Origin of the sequence: Streptomyces graminofaciens, assembly GCF_030294945.1 — a bacterium.
Lineage (GTDB): Bacteria > Actinomycetota > Actinomycetes > Streptomycetales > Streptomycetaceae > Streptomyces > Streptomyces graminofaciens.
In genome coordinates, this window is record NZ_AP018448.1 from 1,517,089 (window position 1) to 1,539,158 (window position 22,070).

Here is a 22,070-nt window from a genome sequence, read left to right on the forward strand (position 1 = left end):
GACCTTCACCCCTCGTATTCGTAGAAACCACGGCCGGACTTCCGGCCGATGTCGCCTGCCCGCACCTTCTCCAGCAGCAGGTCGCAGGGACGGCAGCCGCCGTCGCCGGTGCGCTCGTAGAGCACGTTCAGCGAGTCGACGAGGTTGTCGATGCCGATGAGGTCCGCGGTGCGCAACGGACCCGTGGCGTGCCCCAGACAGCCCTGCATGAGGGCGTCGACGTCCTCGGCGGTCGCGGTGCCCTCCTGCACCACCCGCGCCGCGTCGTTGATCATCGGGTGCAGGACCCGGCTGGTCACGAAGCCGGGGGCGTCCCGCACCACCACGGGCCGGCGGCGCAGGGTGGTGAGCAGGGCCCGTACGGCGTCCATGGCGGCCTCGCCGGTGCGGGCACCGCGAATGACCTCGACCGTGCGGATGAGATAGGACGGATTCATGAAATGCGTGCCCACGAGGTCCGCCGGACGCACGGCCGCCGAGGCCAGTTCGTCAATGGGAATGGACGACGTGTTGGACACCAGGAGAGTACCAGGTGAAACGGCCGCGGAAACCTCCGCGATCACTTTCTCCTTCAGCTCCGCCATTTCCGTGACTGCCTCGATGACCGCGGTGGAACCGGCCGCGTCGGCCACCGAATCGCTGATGACGAGTTCCCCTGCGGGAAGGTCGTCCGGCAGGGCGCCCATCAACCGCGCGAGCCGCAGTTCGTGTTCGATGCGGGCGTCCGCCGCCTCACGTTTTGCCTGGTCGACGTCTACCAGAGTCACCGGCACACCGTGGCCGATCGCCAGGGTGGTGATACCGACGCCCATGACGCCGGCGCCCAGGACGGTGAGCCGAGGCGTCTTCTCCGCGTCGCTGGAATTGTTTCCGGACATTTCACTCCACTTCATTTTTCACAGGTTGCTTCCGACGGGATTCCTCAGTGGCTCCGGGGGAATTCCGGAACGGCCGAATCGAGCCATCCGGTGACGGCCTGCACGGTCGTTTTCAGATGCTGTTCCATCATTGACCAGTGATTTCCCGGAACGTCCAGGACGGAATGCGCGGACTGCCATGAGGCCCGCCAGTCGATGCCGCTGTCCGGTGCCGGTTCCGCGAGAGGCTGCGAGGCGCGGACCAGCAGGACGGGCGCCTTGACGGGGGGCGGTGTCCAGTCGTCGAGGAGCTGGAAGTACCGGCCCATGGCGGTCAGCCGGGTGCCGTCCATGGGGGCGGCCCGGTCCTCGCGTTCGAACATGCCGCTGACCAGTACGTCGTCGAACTGGGTCATCGCCTCGTCGTCGGAGAGATAGGTGTCCAGCAGCACCACCGCGGCCGGGCCGGCCCCGAGTGCTTCGAGACGGGCGGCGGCCGCGTGGGCCAGGGTGCCGCCCGAGGAGGAGCCGAGCAGGACCTTCGGGCGGTCGCCGAGGCGCCGCAGGAGGACCTCGGTCTGGAAGTCCAGCAGGGCGGACATGTCGGCGGGCAGCGGCTCGTCGGGGGCGAAGCCCGGGGCGTCCAGTGCGCTGACGCCGAACCGGCCCTCGAAGGCGGACGCGAAGCGGCTGTACTGGTGGGCTCCGCCGAGCGCCACCACGGAGGCGAAGCAGACCAGTTCCGGCGCGTCGTCGCGGACGTGCAGCCGCAGCAGCTCCGGCCGCCGTCCGGACGAGCGCAGCAGGTCGGCGCCGGACCCGAAGTCGGGGCGGAGTTTCGCGGCCTGCTGGAGGATCTGGATGCCCTCGTGGATCCGGCCCACCTCGCACGCCTGCCGGAACAGGGCGCTGACCGGGTCGTGCGGCGGTTCACCGGCCGACTGCCCGGTTCCGGGAGCGGAACTCCGGGCCAGTTCGGCCCGCAGGTGCTCGGCGAGCCGGGCCGGGGTTCCGCTGTCGAGTACGGCGGTGGGGCGCAGCCGCAGGTCGAGCGCGGCCGAGAGGCGGTTGCGCAGTTCGACGGCGGTCAGCGAGTCGAAGCCGGTCTCCAGGAAGGCGTCGCTCGGGGACAGCGCGTCCGGGTCGCTGTGGCCGAGCACCTCGGCCGCGTGCGTCCGCACCAGCCGCAGCAGGATCTCGCCCTGTTCCGTCTCCGAGGCGGCGGCGAGCCGGGGCCGCAGCGACGCGTCGGGGTCCGAGCCCCGGCGGCGGGCCGCGGGTGTCCGGATCAGCGAGCGCAGCAGATGCGGCACCGGGCCGCCGCGCTGGGCCCGCAGGTCGAGGCCCACCGGTGCCAGTACGGGATCGTCGCCGGCCAGAGCGGCGTCGAACAGCGCCAGGCCCTCCTCGGTGGACAGCGCGCGCACCCCGCCGCGTGCCATCCGCCGCAGGTCCGTGTCGCTGAGGTCGGCGGTGAGGGCGGTGCGCTGCTCCCACAGGCCCCAGGCCAGGGATGTGCCGGGCAGCCCCGCCCGGTGACGGGCGGCGGCGAGGGCGTCGGTGAAGGCGTTGGCGGCGGCGTAGGCGGACTGGCCGGGGCTGCCGAAGACACCGGCGGATGAGGAGAACAGGACGAAGGCCGTCAGGTCGTGGTCCCGGGTCAGCTCGTGCAGGTTCCAGGCGCCGTCGGCCTTGGGGCGCAGCACGGCCGACAGTCGCTGCGGGGTGAGCGACTCCAGCAGCCCGTCGTCCAGTACGCCGGCCGTGTGCACGACGGCACGCAGCGGGTGCTCCGGGGGAATCGCCGCGAGCGCGTCGGCCAGCATCTCCCGGTCGGCGACGTCGCAGGCCGCGACGGTGACCTGGGCTCCGGCCGCGCTCAGTTCGTCGGTGAGGCCGGCGATGCCCTCGGTCGCGGTGCCTCGGCGGCCGAGCAGCAGCAGGTGACGTACGCCATGGGTGGTGACCAGGTGCCGGGCCACGAGTCCGCCGAGGGTGCCTGCGCCGCCGGTGATCAGGACGGTGCCGTCGGGGTCGAACGCCGGGGCCCGGTCCGGGGCGAGGGGCGGGCGGACCAGGCGGGGGGCGTACAAGGTGCCGTCGCGCAGGGCCAGTTGGGGTTCGTCCTCGGCCAGGGCGGTGGCGAGGGCGGCTTCGAGGCCGTCGCCGCCGTCGGTGTCCAGCAGCACGAAGCGGCCGGGGTGCTCCAACTGGGCCGTGCGCAGCAGGCCCCAGACGGCGGCGCCCGACAGGTCCGCCTCCGTGCCGTCGAGGTCGACCGCTCCGCGGGTGAGCAGCACGAGGGGGGTGTCGGCGAACTCGGGCGCCGCCAGCCAACGTTGGAGCAGGTCCAGTGCCGTGCCGAGAGCGGCGCGGGCCGCCTCGGGTCCTGAGCCTTCGGCGGGCGGGCACAGGGCCAGCACCGCGTCGGAGGTCGTGGGCACGTCGGCGAGGTCGGTGCGTCGGTCGGCCCTGAAGCCGGCCGGCAGCAGGTCGCCGTCGGACGCGCCGAGCGTGGCCCAGGTGCCGGTGGACGGCTCGGTGGCGGGCAGCGGCGTCCAGTCGAGGCGGAACAGCGAGCGCTCGGAAGCGGCCGGGGCGCCCGCCGCCGCCCGCAGGGTCAGGGCGCCGACCGTCACGACCGGGCGTCCGGTGCGGTCGGTGACCCGCACCGACACGGCGTCGCCTCCCTGCTCACCCGGTGCCAGCACCACGCGCAGGACCGGGTCGGCCGCCGGGGCGACCGTGACGTCGTGCCACGAGAACGGCAGCGGCACGCCTCCCGTACGGTCGGGGTCGGTGCCGTCGGGGCGCAGGGCGACCGTCTGGAGCGCGGCGTCGAGCAGCGCCGGGTGGACGGCGAAGCCGCTCTCGCGGGTCCCCGGCGCCGACTCGGGCAGCGCCACCTCGGCGTGGATCTCTGCGCCGATCCGCCAGGCGGCGCGCAGGCCCTGGAAGAGCGGGCCGTAGTGGACCCCGGCCGCCTCGAAGTCGGCGTACAGGCTGTCGAGGTCGAGCCGTTCGGCGCCGTCGCCGGGCGGCCACCGGCCGGGGTCACCGGGCGCCGGTACGGGGGTCTCGGCGAGGGTGCCGGCGGCGTGGCGTACCCAGGGTTCGGCGGAGTCGGGGTCGTCGGGGCGGGAGTACAGCGCCACGGCCCGGCGGCCGTCGGGGTCGGGGGCGTCCACGGTCAGCCGGAGCCGCCGCGCCTCGTCGCCCGCGAGCACCAGCGGTGCGGCCAGGGTGAGTTCCTCCACCGTCGTGCAGCCGACGTGGGCGGCGGCGTGGGCGGCCATCTCGACGAAGGCGACGCCGGGCAGCAGTACCGTGCCGGAGACCGCGTGGTCCGCGAGCCACGGGTGGGTGCGCGGCGAGAGGCGCCCGGTGAAGAGGACGCCGTCGCCGTCCGGCAGGTCCACGGCGGCGGTCAGGAGCGGATGTCCGGTCTCCGTCTGGCCCGCCGACTCGGGGTCCCCGGCGTGCGCGGGCACGTCGAGCCAGTAGTGGGTGCGCTGGAAGGCGTACGTCGGCAGGTCGGTGCGGCGGGCGCCGGTGCCGTCGAACGCGTGCCGCCAGTCGACGGTCACGCCGTTCGTGTGTGCCTCGCCGAGTGCCAGGAGCATCCGGTTCAGGCCGCCCTCGTCGCGGCGCAGGGTGCCCAGCACCACGGCGTCGTCCGCGCCGGCGTCGGCGGCGGTGTCGCCGATGCCGTAGGTGAGCAGCGGGTGCGGGCTGACCTCGACGAAGGTGCGGTGCCCGGCGTCGAGGAGCAGGCGGATCGCGTCGTGGAAGCGGACGGTCTGGCGGAGGTTGCGGTACCAGTAGTCGTGGGTGAGATCACCGGCGCCGATCCAGTCGGCGTCCACCGTGGACACCAGGGGTACGGCGGGGGCGCCGGGGGTGAGACCGGCCAGGTCCTCGCGCAGCCGGTCCCGTACGGTGCTGACGTCGTCGGAGTGCGAGGCGTAGTCCACGGGGATGCGCCAGGCCATGACGCCCTCGGCGGCGAGTTCGTCGACCAGGGCCCCGACCTCGTCGCCGGGTCCGGCGACGACCAGCACCCGGGGGCCGTTGACGGCGGCGACCGTGACCTTGCCCGAGCGGCGCTCCAGGTACGGGGCGAGTTCGGCCTGCGAGAGCACGACGGTGGCCATGCCGCCGCCACCGGAGAGTCCGGCCAGGGCCCGGCTGCGCAGCGCCACCACCCGGGCCGCGTCCTCCAGCGTGAGGGCGCCCGCGACGCAGGCGGCGGCGACCTCGCCCTGGCTGTGCCCGACGACCGCGGCGGGCTCGACGCCGTACGACCGCCAGAGCGCCGCCAAGGACACCATCACGGAGAACAGGACGGGTTGGAGGACGTCCACCCGGTCCAGCGTCGGTGCGCCCGGCGCGCCGCGCAGCACTGCCGTGACCGACCAGTCGAGGTGCGGGGCGAGCGCGTGTTCGCAGTCCGCGATCCGGGCGGCGAACTCCGTCGACTCGTCGAGGAGTTCCGCGGCCATGCCGGGCCACTGGGAGCCGAGGCCGGGGAAGACGAATACGGCCTTGCGCCCGGGTTGGGCGCGGGCGGTGACGACCGCCGGGTCGGGCCGTCCGGCGGCCAGCGCGGCCAGGCCGGACAGCAGGGCGGGGCGGTCGTCGCCGACGACGACGGCGCGGTCGGCGAACCGGGACCGGCCGGTGGCCAGCGAGAGGCCGACGTCCAGGGGGCGTGCCTGCGGAGTGTCCGTCAGATGGGTGTGGAGGGCTGCGGCCTGGGCGCGCAGCGCCGTCTCGCCCTTGGCGGAGAGCAGCCAGGCGACGGGGTTGGGGGCTTCGGCTTCGACCGCCGCGTCCTCGACCGCCACGTCCTCGACATCCGCGCGCTCGACGTCCGCGAGTGCCTCCGTTTCGGCGGGCGGCGCCTCCAGGACCGCGTGGGCGTTCGTGCCGCTGGCGCCGAAGGAGGAGACGCCGGCGCGGCGCGGGTGGTCGTTGGCCGGCCAGGGCGTGGCAGTGGTGAGCAGTTCGATGTCGCCCTCGGTCCAGTCCACCTGGGGGGTGGGCCGGTCGATGTGCAGGGTGCGGGGCAGCACGCCGTGGCGCATCGCGAGCACCATCTTCATGATGCCGCCGACCCCGGCCGCGGCCTGGGTGTGGGTGAGGTTGGACTTCAGCGAGCCGAGCAGCAGCGGCCGGTCCGCAGGGCGGTTCTGGCCGTAGGTGGCCAGCAGTGCCTGCGCCTCGATGGGGTCGCCCAGGCGGGTGCCGGTGCCGTGTGCCTCCACCGCGTCGACCTCGGCGGGCGAGAGGCCCGCTGCGGCCAGGGCCTGCTGGATCACCCGTTGCTGGGAGGGGCCGTTGGGCGCGGTCATGCCGTTGCTGGCGCCGTCCTGGTTGACCGCCGAGCCGCGGACCAGTGCCAGCACGGGGTGGCCGTTGCGGCGGGCGTCCGACAGTCGCTCCAGGAGCAGGACGCCGACGCCTTCGCCGAACCCGGCGCCGTCGGCCGCCGCGGCGAACGACTTGCTGCGGCCGTCGGGTGCGAGGCCGCGCTGGCGGCTGAACCCGACGTACAGGCTCGGTGTGGACATCACCGTGACACCGCCCGCCAGGGCGAGGGTGATCTCCCCCGCCCGCAGCGCCTGGCAGGCCAGATGGAGGGCGACCAGCGACGACGAGCACGCGGTGTCGATCGTGACGGCCGGGCCCTCCAGGCCGAGGGTGTACGCGATCCGGCCGGTGACCACGCTGGGCACGGTGCCGGTGCCGATGAACGCCTCGACGTCCTCCGGCATCCGGGTCAGCCGGGCGCCGTACTCGTTGTACATGACGCCCGCGTAGACGCCGGTGCGGCTGCCGCGCAGGGACAGCGGGTCGATGCCGCCGCGTTCGACGGCCTCCCAGCAGGTCTCCAGGAGCAGCCGCTGCTGGGGGTCCATGGCCAGCGCCTCGCGGGGCGAGATCCCGAAGAAGCCGGCGTCGAAGCCGCAGGCGTCGTGCAGGAAGCCGCCCTCCCGGGTGTAGGAGGTGCCCGGGGTGTCCGGGTCGGGGTCGTACAGGTCGGCGACGTCCCAGCCCCGGTCGGCGGGGAACTCGCTGACGGCGTCGCGTTCCTCTGCGAGCAGCCGCCACAGGTCCTCCGGGGTGCGGACCCCGCCCGGGTAGCGGCAGCTCATCGCGACGATGGCGACCGGTTCCCGGGACTCGTCGCGCAGCCGTACGTTCTCGCCGCGCAGCCGCTCGTTCTCCAGCAGGGAGGCGCGCAGCGCCTCGACCACCTTGTCCGTGGACATTCCTCTCCTCACATCCCGTTCCGGGCCGTTGCGCGGTCAGGCACTCTCGCTCCCCAGTGCCAGCCGTACGAGGCCGTCCACGTCCATCTCCTGGATGTCGGCCGCCCGTCCGGACGACTCCGTCGTGCCGCCGTCCCGGTCCGGTCCGGCCAGTGCCATCAGTGCCTCCAGCAGGCCGGAGCCGCGCAGCTTGTCCAGCGGGATGGTGGTCAGTGCGCGGGTGATCTCGTCGTCGGCCAGGGTGGGCGCCGGGGCCTGCGACGCGGAGCCGGCCGGGGCGAGGCGTTCGGCGCAGTACCCGGCGACGGCGGCCGGGCTCGGGTAGTCGAACACCAGGGTCGCGGGGAGCCGGAGGCCGGTCGCCGCGTTGAGGCGGTTGCGCAGTTCCACCGCGGTCAGCGAGTCGAACCCGAGCTGTCGGAAGGCGCGTTCGGGGTCGACGGCCGAGGCTCCGGCGTGGCCGAGGACATCGGCGGCGTGCGCGCACACCAGGTCGGCGAGCACGGCGTGGGCGTCGTCGGCGGCCAGACCCGCGAGCCGCTTGCGCAGCGCGTCCGCCCCGTCGAGGTCGCCGCCGGTGGCGGCCGTCCGGCGGGCGGCGCCGCGTACCAGGGCCCGGAAGAGGGCGGGTACGGCGGCGGTGCCCGCCCTGGCGCGCAGCCTGGCCAGGTCGAGCCGGACCGGGACCAGTACGGCGTCGTCCCGTTCCAGGGCGGTGTCGAACAGGGCGAGGCCCTCGTCGGAGGTGAGGGCGCCGACGCCGCCGCGGGCGATGCGGCGCAGGTCGACCTCGTCGAGGGTGCCGGTCAGGGTGGAGCGCTCGGCCCACATGCCCCAGGCGAGCGACTGGCCGGGCAGGCCCTGGGCGCGACGGTGCTGGGCCAGGGCGTCCAGGAAGGCGTTGGCCGCGGCGTAGTTGCCCTGCCCGGAGCTGCCGACGGTGCCGGAGGCGGAGGAGAAGAGCACGAAGGCGGCCAGCGGCAGGTCGCGGGTCAGTTCGTGCAGGTTGAGCGCGGCGTCCGCCTTGGGGCGCAGGACGTGGTCGAGGCGCTCGGGGGTGAGCGAGCCGATGACCCCGTCGTCCAGGGTGCCGGCCGAGTGGACCACCGCGGTGAGCGGGTGGGCGTCGGGGATGCCGGCGAGCAGTGCGGCCACCGCGTCGCGGTCCGCGGTGTCGCAGGCCGCGGCCTCCACCTGGGCGCCCAGGGCGGTGAGTTCGTCGACCAGGGCGGTCGCCTCGGGGGTGTCGGCGCCGCGCCGCCCGGTCAGCAGCAGGTGCCGTACACCGTGCCGCGTGACCAGGTGGCGGGCCACCAGGCCGCCGAGGACGCCGAAGGCGCCGGTGACGAGGACCGTGCCCTCGGGGTCCCACGGCTTGACGGCGGCGGTGTCGGCCGCCGCTGTCCTGACCAGCCGCGGCGCGAGCGTACGCCCGTCCCGTACCGCGAGTTGGGGTTCCGTGGCGGCCAGGGCGGCGGGCAGGGCCCTCAGGGCGTCGGCCGGGTCCTCGGCGTCGACGAGGACGAACCGGTCGGGGTGTTCGGACTGCGCGGAGCGCACCAGCCCCCACACGGCGGCGTCGGCCAGGTCGGCGATGTCCTCGCCGGGCGCGGTGGCGACACCGCCCCGGGTGATCAGGACCAGACGGGTGTCGGCCCAGCGGTCGTCGGCCAGCCACGTCTGCAGCAGGCGCAGGGTGTCGGCGAGCGCGGTGCGGGCCGCGTCCGCGCTGTTCCCGCCGGGCGGGCAGGCCGTGACGACCACGTCGGGCACGGCGGCGCCCTCGTCCACGGCGGCGGCGAGCGCGTCGAGGTCCTCGTGGGTCTCGGGCAGCAGTTGACCCGCGCCGAGCGCGGCCCACCGGCCGACGGGCGGCTCGGTGGTGGTGGGCAGGGCGGTCCAGTCGAGCCGGAACAGCGAGTCGCGTCCCTGGGCCGCGGCGCCGCGCAGGGCGTCCACGGCGATCGGGCGGATGGCGAGCGCGGCCACGTCGGCGACCGGACGCCCGGCCGGGTCGGCGGCGGACAGGGCCACCGAGCCGGTGTCGTCGTAACTCAGCCGTACGCGCAGCTCGGTCGCCCCGGAGGCGTGCAGGCGTACGCCTTCCCAGGAGAAGGGCAGCCGGGCCGTGCCGGGCTCGTCGCTCTGGTCGGCGCCGTCCGGGGTGGCCAGCCACAGGCCGTGCAGGGCGGCGTCCAGCAGCGCGGGGTGCAGTCCGAAGTCGGCGGCCCTGGTGTGCTGGTCCTCGGGCAGCCGGACCTCCACGTAGACGTCCTGGCCCAGGCGCCAGGCGGCGTGCAGGCCGTGGAAGGCGGGGCCGTAGCCGTAGCCGGCGTCCGCGAACCGCTCGTAGAGGCCGTCGACGGGCACGGGTTCGGCTCCGGCGGGCGGCCAGGCCGCACCGTACGGGTGGGCCGTCGGGTCGTCGGTCGCGACGGGGGCGAGGACGCCGGTGGCGTGGCCGGTCCACGGGGTGCCGTTGCCGTCCTCGGCCCGGGAGAACACGCCGAGCGTGCGCCGCCCGGTGTCGTCGGGCGCGCCGACCCGGACCTGGATCTGGACGGCGGCGTCCCGGTCGAACACCAGCGGTGCCTGGAGGGTCAGTTCCTCGACCCGGGGGCAGTCCGCCTCGTCGCCGGCGCGTACGGCCAGTTCCACGAAGCCGGTGCCGGGCAGCAGGACCACGCCGGAGACCGCGTGGTCCGCGAGCCAGGGGTGGGTGCGGGTCGACAGGCTGCCGGTGAGCACGAGGTCCCCGGTGTCGGCGACCTCGACGGCCGTGCCGAGCAGCGGATGCCCGGTGGCGCCGGGCCCGCGGGGCGTCGCGGCGGGCGGCTGGATCCAGTAGCGGCGCCGCTGGAAGGCGTACGTCGGCAGCTGGGCCGTGGTCTCGCCGGGGAACGCGGCGGTCCAGTCGACCACTCCCCCGCGCACCCACAGTTCGGCCGCCGAGAGCAGGACGCGTCGCAGTCCGCCCTCGTCGCGGCGCAGGGTGCCGAGGACGACGGCCTCGCGTCCTGCGGCCTCGGCGGTCTCCTCGATGGCCATGGTGAGCACGGGGTGCGGGCTGACCTCGACGAAGGAGGTGAACCCTTCGTCGGCCAGGGTGCGGACGGCGGGGTCGAAGCCGACGGTCAGCCGCAGGTTGCGGTACCAGTAACCGGCGTGCATGCCGGTGGTGTCCAGCCAGCCGCCCTCGTCCACCGTGGAGTACAGCGGCACCTTGGCCGGCATCGGCTTGATGCCGGCGAGGGCGTCCATGAGTACGCCGTGGATCTCTTCGACGTGCTCGGAGTGGGAGGCGTAGTCGACGTCGATGCGCCGGGCGCGTACGCCCTTGGCCTCGCAGTCCGCGAGCAGGGCGGTCAGGGCTTCGGAGTCGCCCGCGACCACGGTGGTGGCGGGCCCGTTCAGCGCGGCGACCGACAGGGCGCCCGCCCAGGGGGCGAGGGCGGTCTGAGCCTGGTCGGCGGGGAGGGACAGCGAGGCCATGCCGCCGCGTCCGGCCAGCGCGTCGAGGGTCTTGCTGCGCAGGGCGACCACTTGGGCGGCGTCCTCCAGGGACAGCGCACCCGCCACCACGGCGGCGGCGATCTCCCCCTGCGAGTGCCCCACGACGGCGTCCGGCACGACGCCGAACGACCGCCAGACCTCCGCCAGCGACACCATCACCGCGAACAGCGCCGGCTGCACCACGTCCACGCGATCCCAGGCACTGCCCGACCGCACGGCGTCGAGCAACGACCAGTCCACGAAGGGAGCCAGTGCCCGCTCGCACTCCTCCATCCGCGCCGCGAACACCGGCGACTCGTCCAGCAACTCCCGCGCCATACCCGCCCATTGCGAGCCCTGCCCGGGGAAGACGAAGACCGTACGGCCCACGGTGTCGGCGACGCCTCGTACGAGGTCGGGGGCGGTGCCACCGTCGGCGAGCGCGGTCAGTGCGGCGGGCAGGCGGGTGCTGTCGCCCACGAGGACGGCGCGGTGCTCGAACGCCGTGCGCGTGGCCAGGGCCCGGCCGATGTCGGCGGGCGTGTCGCCCGGCGCCTCGGTCAGGTGGATGGTCAGGCGCGCGGCCTGGCCGTGCAGGGCGTCCGTGGACTTCGCGGACAACGGCCAGGCGACGGGCAGGGCCGGTGCCTGATCGGGTGTCTGCTGCCGGGCCTCCTCCGGGGCCTCTTCGAGGATGGCGTGCACGTTGGTGCCGCTCATGCCGAACGCGGAGATGCCGGCGCGGCGCGGGCGGCCGGTGCGCGGCCACGGGGTCGGGTCGGTGACCACGTCGACGGCTCCGGCCGTCCAGTCGACCTGGGTCGAGGGCCGGTCGACGTGCAGGGTGGGCGGCACCTGTCCGTGCTGGAGGGCCAGCACGGTCTTGATGACGCCCGCGACGCCCGCGGCGGCCTGGGTGTGGCCGATGTTGGACTTCAGGGAGCCGATCAACAGCGGGCGGGCGTCGGCGCGTTCCTGGCCGTACGTGGCGAGCAGGGCCTGCGCCTCGATGGGGTCGCCGAGCTTGGTGCCGGTGCCGTGTGCCTCGACGACGTCGATGTCGGCCGCCGAGAGGCGGGCGTTGGCGAGGGCGGCGCGGATGACCCGCTGCTGGGAGGGGCCGTTGGGGGCGGTCAGGCCGTTGCTGGCGCCGTCCTGGTTGACGGCGCTGCCGCGCAGGACGGCCAGGACGGGGTGCCCGCGGCGGCGCGCCTCGGAGAGCCGTTCGAGGAGGATCACGCCGACGCCCTCGGCCATGCCCATGCCGTCGGCGGTGTCGGAGAACGCCTTGCAGCGGCCGTCGGCGGCGAGGCCGCGCTGACGGGCGAAGCTGATGATGGCGCCGGGGCTGGACATCACCGCGACGCCGCCCGCGAGGGCGAGCGAGCAGTCGCCGGCGCGCAGGGCCTGGGCCGCGAGGTGCACGGCGACGAGGGAGGCGGAGCAGGCCGTGTCGACGGTGACCGCCGGGCCCTCCAGGCCGAGGGTGTAGGAGATGCGGCCGGAGATCACGCTGGCCGCGCTGCCGGTGAGGAGGTGGCCCTCGTTCTCCTGGGTCTGGGCCACGGAGGCGCCGTAGTCCTGGTAGTTGACGCCGGTGAAGACGCCGGTGTCGCTGCCGCGCAGGCGTTCCGGGTCGATGCCGGCGCGCTCGAAGGTCTCCCAGGAGGTCTCCAGGAGCAGCCGCTGCTGCGGGTCCATGGCGACGGCCTCGCGCGGGGAGATGCCGAAGAAGTCGGCGTCGAACTCACCGGCGTCGTACAGGAATCCGCCGTGCCGTACATAGCTGGTGCCGGGCTGGTCCGGGTCGGGGTCGAACATCGACTCCAGTGGCCAGCCGCGGTCGGTCGGGAACTCCGAGACGACGTCGCCGCCCTCCTCCAGCAGCCGCCACAGCTGTTCGGGGGTGTGCACCCCGCCGGGGAAGCGGCAGCTCATCGCGACGATCGCGATCGGTTCGTCGGCCGCCGCGGTGCCGAGGGGCGCGGGCTCCCGGTCGGCGGGGGCCTGGCGCTCGCCGAGTACCTCGGCGCGGATGTGCTCGGCGAGCACGGCCGCGGACGGGTAGTCGAAGACGAGGGTCGCGGGCAGCCGCAGGCCGGTGGCGGTGCGCAGCCGGTTGCGCAGTTCGACGGCGGTGAGCGAGTCGAAGCCGAGTTCCTGGAACGCCTTGCCGGGCCGCAGCGCCTCCGGGGAGTCGTGCCCGAGGACGGCCGCCGCGTGGGTGCGGACGAGGTCCAGGGTGACGCGGCGCTGCTCGGCCTCGGCCAGCCCGTCCAGGCGCTCGCGCAGCACGTTGGCGGCCGGGGTGGCGGCGTCCGTGCCGGGCGCGGCGGCCTCCTCCAGCTGACGCCTGGCCTCCGGTACGCCGGTGAGCAGACGGCTGGGCCGTACGGAGCCGAAGACGGCCGCGAATTGCTCCCAGTCGACGTTGGCGAGGGCTATGACCGTCTCGTCGTCGTCGAGTGCCTGCTGGAGTCCGGCGAGCGCGAGGTCGGGCTCGATGAGCGGCAGACCCTGCTTCTGCACGCGGTAGAAGTCGGATTCGTCGACGGTCTCGCGGACGGCCCAGGGGTTGGCGGCCGACCACACGCCCCAGTCGACGGTGGTGGCGCTCAGGCCCCGGGCCCTGCGGTGCTCGGCGAGGGCGTCGAGGTAGGCGTTGCCGGCGGTGTAGGCGGCGTGGTTGCTGCTGCCCCAGACGCCGGCGATGGAGGAGAACAGGACGAAGGCGTCGAGTTCGCGGTCGAGGAGTTCGTCCAGGTGCCGGGCCCCGTCCGCCTTGGCGGCGACGACCTCGGCGAAGGCGTCGAGCGGGGTGTCGTCCAGGGAGGCGAGCTGGATGTAGGCGGCGGCGTGGAAGACGGCGGTGACGGGCGTGCCCTGTTCCTCCAGTCCGGCGAGCAGCCGGGCGACCTGCTCGCGGTCGGCGACGTCGCACGCGGGCAGTGACAACTGGGCGCCCAGCTCGGCGAGTTCGGCGCGCAGTTCGTCCGCTCCTGGTACGTCGGCGCCGCGCCGTCCGGGGAGGACGAGGTGCTCGGCGCCGCCCCGGGCGAGCCAGCGCGCGACGTGCGGGCCGAGGGCGCCGGTGCCGCCGGTGACGAGGACGGTGCCCCGGGGCTTCCAGGCGGGCCGGTTGCCGGGCAGGCGGGGGGCGCGGACCAGGCGGCGGGCGAGCAGTCCGGCGGCGCGGACGGCGAGCTGGTCCTCGCCGGTGGCACCGGCGAGGGTCGCGCGGAGCCGGTCGCGGGAGCGGGAGTCGAGGGTCGGCGGCAGGTCGACCAGGCCGCCCCAGCGGGTGGGGTGTTCCAGGCCGGCGACCATGCCGGTGCCCCAGATCAGTGCCTGGTCGGGGGCGGTGAGCGGGTCGGTGTCGCCGGTGGAGACGGCTCCGTGGGTGGCGCACCACAGCGGGGCCTCGACGCCGAGGTCGCCGAGCGCCTGGACGAGGACGAGGGTGAGGGCCGAGCCCGCGGAGACCGCGGGGTGGTCGGGGTGTGGCCGTCCGGCGACCGCCAGCAGCGACAGGACGCCCTGCGGGGTGCGGCCGTCCAGGGCGGTGCCGAGCCGGTCCGCGAGGGCGGCGCGGTCGACGTCCGCGTCCGTGAGCAGCACGGTCACGGCTTCGGCGCCGGCTTCGGTGACGGTCAGGACGGCGTCCCGGAGGAGCTGGGCATGTGGCTCGTCGTCCTGTCCTTCGGGCAGGACGACGAGCCACATGCCGGACAGGGGGGCGGCGGGCGGGTCGGTGACCGGCTGCCAGTCGACGCGGTAGCGCCAGGTGTCGACGGCCGCGCCCTCGCGCTGCCTGCGGCGCCAGGCGTTCAGGGCGGGCAGCACCGTGCCGAGCGTCTCGGCGTCCACGGCCAGGTTGCCGGCGGCCTCGGCGACGTCGCCGCGCTCGACGATCCGCCAGAACTCGGAGTCCACCTCGTCCTCGGCGCCCGCCTGAGCGGTCGGTTCGGCGCCCTGGAGCCAGTAGCGCTTGTGCTCGAACGGGTAGGTGGGCAGGTCGGTGCGGCGGGCGCCGGTGCCCTCGAAGAGGACCGGCCACTGCACCGGGACGCCACGCACCCACAGTTCGGCGGCCGAGGCGAGCGCGCGGGCGAGGCCGCCCTCGTCGCGGCGGAGTGTGCCGGTCACCACGGTCTGCGGGGCCTCTGCGTCCTCCAGGGTGTCCTGGACGGACATGGTGAGCACCGGGTGGGGCGAGACCTCGACGAAGACCTGGTGGCGCTGCTCGGCGAGGGCGCGTACGGCTCCGTCGAACTCCACGGTCTCGCGCAGGTTCCGGTACCAGTACCCGGCGTCCATCGCGGTCGTGTCGAGCCAGTCCCCGGTGAGGGTGGAGAACAGCGGCACCTGTCCGGCGACGGGCTGGATGTCGGCCAGCGCCCCGAGCAGTTCCTCGCGGATGCGTTCGACGTGCGCGGAGTGGGAGGCGTAGTCCACCGCGATGGTCCGGGCCCGTACGCCGTCCTCCTCGCAGGCGGCGATCAGCTCGCGCAGTGCCTCGGAGTCGCCGGAGACGACGACGGCGGACGGTCCGTTGACGGCGGCGACGGAGAGGCGCCCGGACCAGCGGTCGACGAGCTCGACGGCCCGCCCGCGCGGGACGGCCACGGAGACCATGCCGCCGTGCCCGGCGAGGGAGAGGATCGCGCGGCTGCGCAGGGCCACGACCTTGGCGCCGTCGTCCAGGGAGAGGGCTCCGGCGACCACGGCGGCGGCGATCTCGCCCTGGCTGTGGCCCAGTACGGCGTCGGGCTCGACGCCCCAGGAGCGCCACAGGGCGGCCAGCGACACCATCACGGCCCACAGCGCGGGCTGGACCACGTCGACCCGTTCGAAGGGCGGCGTGTCCGGGGCGCCGCGCAGCACCGCGTCGAGCGACCAGTCGACGTACGGCTGCAGGGCCTGCTCACAGGTGGCCATGGAGGCGGCGAACGCCGGTGAGGTGTCCAGCAGTTCCACCGCCATGCCGGCCCACTGGGCGCCCTGGCCGGGGAAGACGAACACCCGGCGGCCGTCGGTGTCGGCCACGCCACGGATCAGACCCGCGTCGGTGTCCTCGCCGCCGGCCAGCCCGTCGAGGGCGGCCGACGGGGAGCCGCCCTCGGTGCCGAAGAGCACCGCGCGGTGTTCGAAGGCGGCGCGGCCGGTCGCCAGGGAGTAGCCGGTGTCCAGCGGGTCGGTGGCGCCGCCCCGGGCGAGGTGGTCGCGCAGCCGCTGGGCCTGGTGGGCCAGGGCCTGCGGTGACTTGGCCGAGAGCACCCAGGGCAGGACCGGCGCGGCGGCGGGCCGGGGCTCCGGTGCGTCGTCGGGGGCGGGCGGGGCCTGTTCGAGAATGGCGTGCACGTTGGTGCCGCTGAAGCCGAAGGAGGAGATGCCCGCGCGACGGGGCGCCCCGGTCTCCGGCCAGTCGCGTGCCGCGGTGAGCAGTTCGACCTCGCCGGAGGCCCAGTCGACGTGCGGGGAGGGCTCCTCGGCGTGCAGGGTGCGCGGGAGCACGCCGTGCCGCAGGGAGAGCACCGTCTTGATCACTCCGGCGACTCCGGAGGCGGCCTGGGTGTGGCCGATGTTGGACTTCAGCGCGCCGAGCCACAGGGGGCGGCCGTGCGGGCGGTCCTGTCCGTAGGTGGCGAGCAGGGCGTCGGCCTCGATGGGGTCGCCGAGGGTGGTGCCGGTGCCGTGCGCCTCGACGACGTCGATGTCGGCGCCGGTCAGCCCGGCGTTGGTGAGGGCCTGGCGGATGACCCGCTGCTGGGCGAGGCCGTTGGGGGCGGACAGGCCGTTGCTGGCGCCGTCCTGGTTGACGGCGCTGCCGCGCAGGACGGCGAGGACCGGGTGGCCGTTGCGGCGGGCGTCCGAGAGGCGCTCCAGGAGCACCACGCCGACGCCCTCGGCGAGTCCCATGCCGTCCGCCGAGGCACCGAACGCCTTGCAGCGGCCGTCGGCGGCGAGGCCGCGCTGCCGGGAGAAGCCGACGAACACGCCCGGGGTGGCCATGACGGCGACGCCGCCGGCCAGGGCGAGCGAGCAGTCGCCGCCGCGCAGGGCCTGCGCCGCGAGGTGCATGGCGACCAGCGAGGAGGAGCAGGCGGTGTCGACGGTGACGGCCGGGCCCTCCAGGCCGAGGGTGTATGCGACGCGCCCGGAGACGACGCTGGCGGCGCCGCCCGCGACCAGGTGGCCTTCGCCGCCCTCGGGTGAGGAGCCCGCGAGCGAGGTGTAGTCCTGGTAGTTGACGCCGGCGAAGACGCCCGTGGAGGTGGTGCGCAAGGATCCCGGGTCGATGCCGGCCCGTTCGATGGCCTCCCAGGAGGTCTCCAGGAGCAGCCGCTGCTGCGGGTCCATGGCGACGGCCTCGCGGGGCGAGATGCCGAAGAAGGCCGGGTCGAAGTCGCCCGCGTCGTGCAGGAAGCTGCCCTCGCGGACGTACGAGGTGCCCTGGTGGTCGGGGTCGGGATGGTAGAGGCGGTCCAGGGGCCAGCCACGGTCGGCGGGCATGCCGGACAGCACCTCGCCGCCGTCGGAGAGCAGCTGCCACAGCCGCTCCGGGGTGTCGATGCCGCCGGGGAAGCGGCAGCTCATCGCGACGACGGCGATGGGCTCGTCGGGGTCCGCGACGGGGACGACGGCCGCCGAGGTGGCCGACGGGGCGGTGTCGCCGAGGAGTTCGGCGCGCAGGTGCTCGGCGAGGAGGGCCGCGCAGGAGTAGTCGAAGACGACGGTGGCGCGCAGCCGCAGACCGGTGACCGTGTTGAGCCGGTTGCGCAGCTCGACGGCGATCAGCGAGTCGAAGCCCAGCTCGCGGAAGGCCCGCTCGGGCAGGACGGCGTCGGCGGACTCGTGGCCGAGGACGGCGGCTGCGTTGGTGCGGACGAGTTCCAGCAGGGTGCGGCGGACCTCCGGCTCGGGCAGGCCGGCCAGGGTGCGGCGCAGCGTGGAGACGTCGTCGGTGTCGCCCGGCTCCGCTTCGCTGCGGTCCTCGGCGAGGGCGCGGACGTCGGGGAGGTCGGCGATGAGGGGGCTGGGCCGTACGGAGGTGAAGACGGGCACGAAGCGGGCCCAGTCGACGTCGGCGACCACGACGACGGTCTCGTCGTCGTCCAGGACGCGCTGGAGTCCGGTGATGGCGAGGCGCGGGTCCATGAAGGGGATGCCGCGTTCCAGCAGGGCGCGTTCGAGGTCGCTGGTGGCGAGGCCGCCGCCCTCGGCGCTCCAGATGCCCCACACCACGGAGGTGGCGGCGAGACCCCGGCCGCGGCGGTGGGCGGCGAGGGCGTCGAGGTAGGCGTTGCCCGCCGCGTAGGCGGCGTGGTCGGCGCTGCCCCACACGCCGGAGACGGAGGAGTACAGGACGAAGGCGTCCAGGTCGGTGTCGGCGAAGACGGCGTCGAGGTTGGCGGCGCCCTGGACCTTGGCGGCCAGGGTGGCGTTCATGCTCGCCGGGTTCTCGTCGCGTACGGGGAAGAGCTGGGCGGCGGCCGCGGTGTGCAGGACGGCGCGGACGGGGTGGCCGTCGGCGGCGACCCGGTCGGCCAGCGCGGCGAGCGCCTCGCGGTCGGTGATGTCGCAGGCGGCCAGGGTCACCCCGGTGCCCAGCGCGGTGAGTTCGGCCTCCAGCTCGGCGGCGCCGGGGGCGTCGGCGCCCCGGCGGCTGACGAGGACCAGGTGCTCGGCGCCGCCCTGGGCGAGCCAGCGGGCGGCGTGTGCGCCGAGCCCGCCCGTGCCGCCGGTGACGAGGACCGTGCCGGAGGGCCGCCAGGGAGCCGACGGCGCGGGGGCGGAGGGGGTGGCGCGGACCAGTCGGCGGGCGTGGGCGCCGGAGGACCGGATCGCGATCTGGTCCTCGTCGCCGGCCCCGGCCAGGAGGTCGGCGAGCAGCTGTCCGGCGCGTGCGTCGCACTGCTCGGGCAGGTCGATCAGACCGCCCCACAGGCTCGGGTGTTCGAGCGCCGCCGTGCGGCCGAAGCCCCAGGTGAGGGCCTGGACCGGGTGGGGCACCGGGTCGGAGGGGTGCACCGGGACCGCGCCCGTGGTGACACACCACAGCGTGGTGCGGACCCCGAGGTCGTCCAGCGCCTGGACGAGCGCGGTGGTGAGCGCCAGGCCCACGGGCAGGGCGGGCAGACCGTCGTGCGGCCGCTCGTCGAGGGCCAGCAGGGAGAGGACTCCGGCCAGGGCGGTTTCCGTGCCGGTCGTCTCCGGTGTCTCCGGTGTCTCCGGTGTGTCGGCCAGCAGCTCGCGCAGGTGGTCGGTGAGCCGCGTCCGGTCGGTGTGGGTGTGGTCCAGGACGACGAGTTCGGGATCGGCGCCGCGCTCGCGGAGGGCCTCGACGGCACGGGTGACCGTCTCGTCGTCGGCGTGGCCGTCCGGGACGAGGACCGGCCAGCGGCCCCGCAACGGTCCGGCGGTGCGGGCGGTGAGCCGCTGCCAGTCGACGTGGTAGCGCCAGCCGTCGAGGACGGCCCGGTCCCGGCGGTTGCGGCGCCACGTGGAGAGGGCGGGCAGGACGTCGCTCCAGCTGGCGGCCTCGACCCCGAGCGTCGCGGCGACGGCGGCGACGTCCTCGCGTTCGACGGCGGCCCAGAAGGCGGCATCGGCCGGGTCGGTGACCTCCGTCGCGGCGCCGGGCCGGGTCTGCGGCTCCAGCCAGAAGCGCCGGTTCTGGAAGGCGTACGTGGGCAGTTCGACCCGCTCGGGCCGGTGACCGGCGAAGACGGCCGCCCAGTCCACCCGTACGCCGTGCACATGCACCTGGGCGAGGGCGGTGAGCACCCGGTGCAGGCCGCCCTCGTCGCGGCGCAGGGTGCCGGTGACCAGGGTCGGCGGGGTGGGGACCGCCGCGTCGGGGTCGGCGAGGTCGTCGAGGATGTCCTGGGTCGGCACGGTGAGCACGGGGTGCGGGCTGATCTCGACGAAGACGGAGTGGCCGCGCCGGACGAGGTCGCGTACGGCGGCGTCGAACTCGACGGTCTGCCGCATGTTGCGGAACCAGTACGCGGCGTCCAGTCCGGTCGTGTCGAGCGGGCCGCCGGTCACGGTCGAGCAGAACGGGATCTCGGAGGCGGCCGGCCGGACGGGGGCGAGGGCGTCGAGCATGCGGTCGCGCAGCGGGTCCATGTGTGCGGAGTGGCCCGCCACGTCGGCTGCGACCCGCCGGACCCGCACCTCGCGCTCCTCGCACTGCTGGAGGAACTCGTCCAGGGCCTCGGGGTCCCCGGCGACGACTGCGGAGGTCGGGCCGTTGACGGCGGCGACCGACAGGCGGCCGTCCCAGGCCCGCAGACGGTCCCTCAGGGTGTCGGCCGGCAGCGCCACCGATGCCATACCGCCGGTGCCGGACAACTCCAGTTGGGCGCGGCTGCGTACGGCGACGATACGGGCGGCGTCGGCGAGGCTCAGGGCGCCGGCGACGTACGCGGCGGCGATCTCGCCCTGGGAGTGGCCCACGACGGCGTCGGGTTCGACCCCGTACGACTGCCACACGGCGGCGAGCGAGACCATCACGGCGAACAGCACCGGCTGTACGACGTCGATGCGGTCCAGCGGCGCGGCGTCCGGCTCCCCGCGCACCACCGCCGACACCGACCAGTCCAGGTGCGGGGCGAGGGCCTGTTCGCACTCGGCCATGCGGGCGGCGAACACCGGTGACTCGTCCAGGAGTCGGCGGGCCATGCCCACCCACTGCGAGCCCTGGCCGGGGAAGACGAACACGGTCTTGCCGTCGCCCGCGCCGGTGCGGCCGGTGACGGTCTCGGCGGCGCTGCTGCCCGCGGCGACGGCGGCGAGCCCGCGCAGGAAGCCGTCGGGCCGGTCGGCCACGACGACGGCCCGGTGTTCGAAGGCGGAGCGGGAGGCCGCGAGGGAGTGGCCGATGTCGGCCGGGCGGAGGCCGGGCCGGTCGGCGAGCCAGGAGGCGAGACGGGCGGCCTGGTCGCGCAGCGCCTCGGGGCTGCGGCCGGAGAGCAGCCAGGGCAGGGCGGGCTGTGTCTCCGGGGCGCTCTCCGCCGCGATGGCGGACGCCTGCTCGACCTCGGGCGCCTGCTCGATGATGACGTGTGCGTTCGTACCGCTCATGCCGAACGAGGAGACGCCCGCGCGGCGCGGCCGGTCGGTCTCGGGCCAGTCGCGTCGCTCGGTGAGCAGCCGTACGCCGCCGGAGCTCCAGTCCACGTGCGGGGTCGGCGCGTCGACGTGCAGGGTCTGCGGCAGGACGCCCTGGCGGATCGCCATGATGACCTTGATGACGCCGGCGACGCCGGCCGCGGCCTGGGTGTGGCCGATGTTGGACTTGACCGAGCCGAGCCAGAGCGGCTGGTCCTCGGCGCGGTCCTGGCCGTAGGCGGCGAGCAGGGCGTCGGCCTCGATGGGGTCGCCGAGCCGGGTGCCGGTGCCGTGCGCCTCGACGGCGTCGACGTCGGCCGGCGCGAGCTGGGCGTCGGCGAGGGCGGCGCGGATGACCCGCTGCTGGGAGGGGCCGTTGGGCGCGGTGAGGCCGTTGCTGGCGCCGTCCTGGTTGATGGCGCTGCCGCGCAGCACCGCGAGAACCGGGTGGCCGTTGGCGCGGGCGTCGGAGAGCCGCTCCACCAGGAGCACACCGACGCCCTCGCCCCAGCCGGTGCCGTCGGCCGCCGCCGCGAAGGGCTTGCTGCGGCCGTCGGCGGCGAGGCCGCCCTGGCGGGAGATCTCCACGAAGGCGCCCGGCAGTGCCATCACGTTGACGCCGCCGACGAGCGCGAGCGAGCACTCGTCGTTGCGCAGGGACTGCGCGGCGAGGTGCAGGGCGACGAGCGAGGCGGAGCAGGCGGTGTCGACGGTGACGGACGGCCCTTCCAGGCCCATGACGTAGGAGATGCGCCCGGACATGACGCTGATGGCGTTGCCGGTCATCAGGAAGCCCTGGACGCCCTCGGGCGCCCCGTCGGCCAGGGACATGTAGCCCTGGTCGATGGAGGCGGCGAACACGCCGGTACGGCTGCCGCGCAGCGACACGGGGTCGATGCCGCCCCGTTCGACGGCCTCCCAGCAGCTCTGGAGCATCAACCGCTGCTGCGGGTCCATGGCGAGGGCCTCGCGGGGCGAGATGCCGAAGAAGTCCGGGTCGAAGCCGCCGGCGTCGTCCAGGAAGGCCCCGGTGACGGGTACGCCGTCGCCGGCCAGCCGGGCGGTGTCCCAGCCCCGGTCGGCGGGTATCCCGGCGTAGGTGTCGCGGCCGTCCGCCACCAGGTTCCACAGGTCCTCGGGGCTGTGCACCCCGCCGGGGAAGTGGCAGCTCATCGCGACGACGGCGATGGGTTCACGGCTGCGCTCCTCGACGTCCTTCAGCCGTCGCCGGGTCTGCTGCAGATCGATGGTCACGCGGTTGAGGTAGTCGCGGAGCTTCTGCTCGGTCTGGTCGCTCACTGTGCATCCTCGCCTTCTCCTGGAAACGGAC

General features: G+C 75.0%; 3 protein-coding genes. All 3 read right to left on the reverse strand.

Annotated elements, in window-relative coordinates; genetic code table 11:
* Positions 1 to 5 precede the first annotated feature (5 nt).
* Genes SGFS_RS06860 through SGFS_RS06870 form a run of 3 tightly spaced genes read right to left on the reverse strand, consistent with a single transcriptional unit; the run spans position 6 to position 22,039 of the window.
* Entirely contained in the window at positions 6 to 878 is an 873-nt protein-coding gene (locus tag SGFS_RS06860) for a 3-hydroxyacyl-CoA dehydrogenase family protein (RefSeq protein WP_286248493.1), read from the reverse strand.
* Positions 879 to 922: 44 nt separating this feature from the next.
* A complete protein-coding gene (locus SGFS_RS06865; RefSeq protein ID WP_286248495.1) occupies positions 923 to 7,132 on the reverse strand; it encodes a type I polyketide synthase in 6,210 nt (2,069 codons plus the stop codon).
* A gap of 36 nt (positions 7,133 to 7,168) precedes the next feature.
* Entirely contained in the window at positions 7,169 to 22,039 is a 14,871-nt protein-coding gene (locus SGFS_RS06870) for a type I polyketide synthase (protein WP_286248497.1), read from the reverse strand.
* Positions 22,040 to 22,070 lie beyond the last annotated feature (31 nt).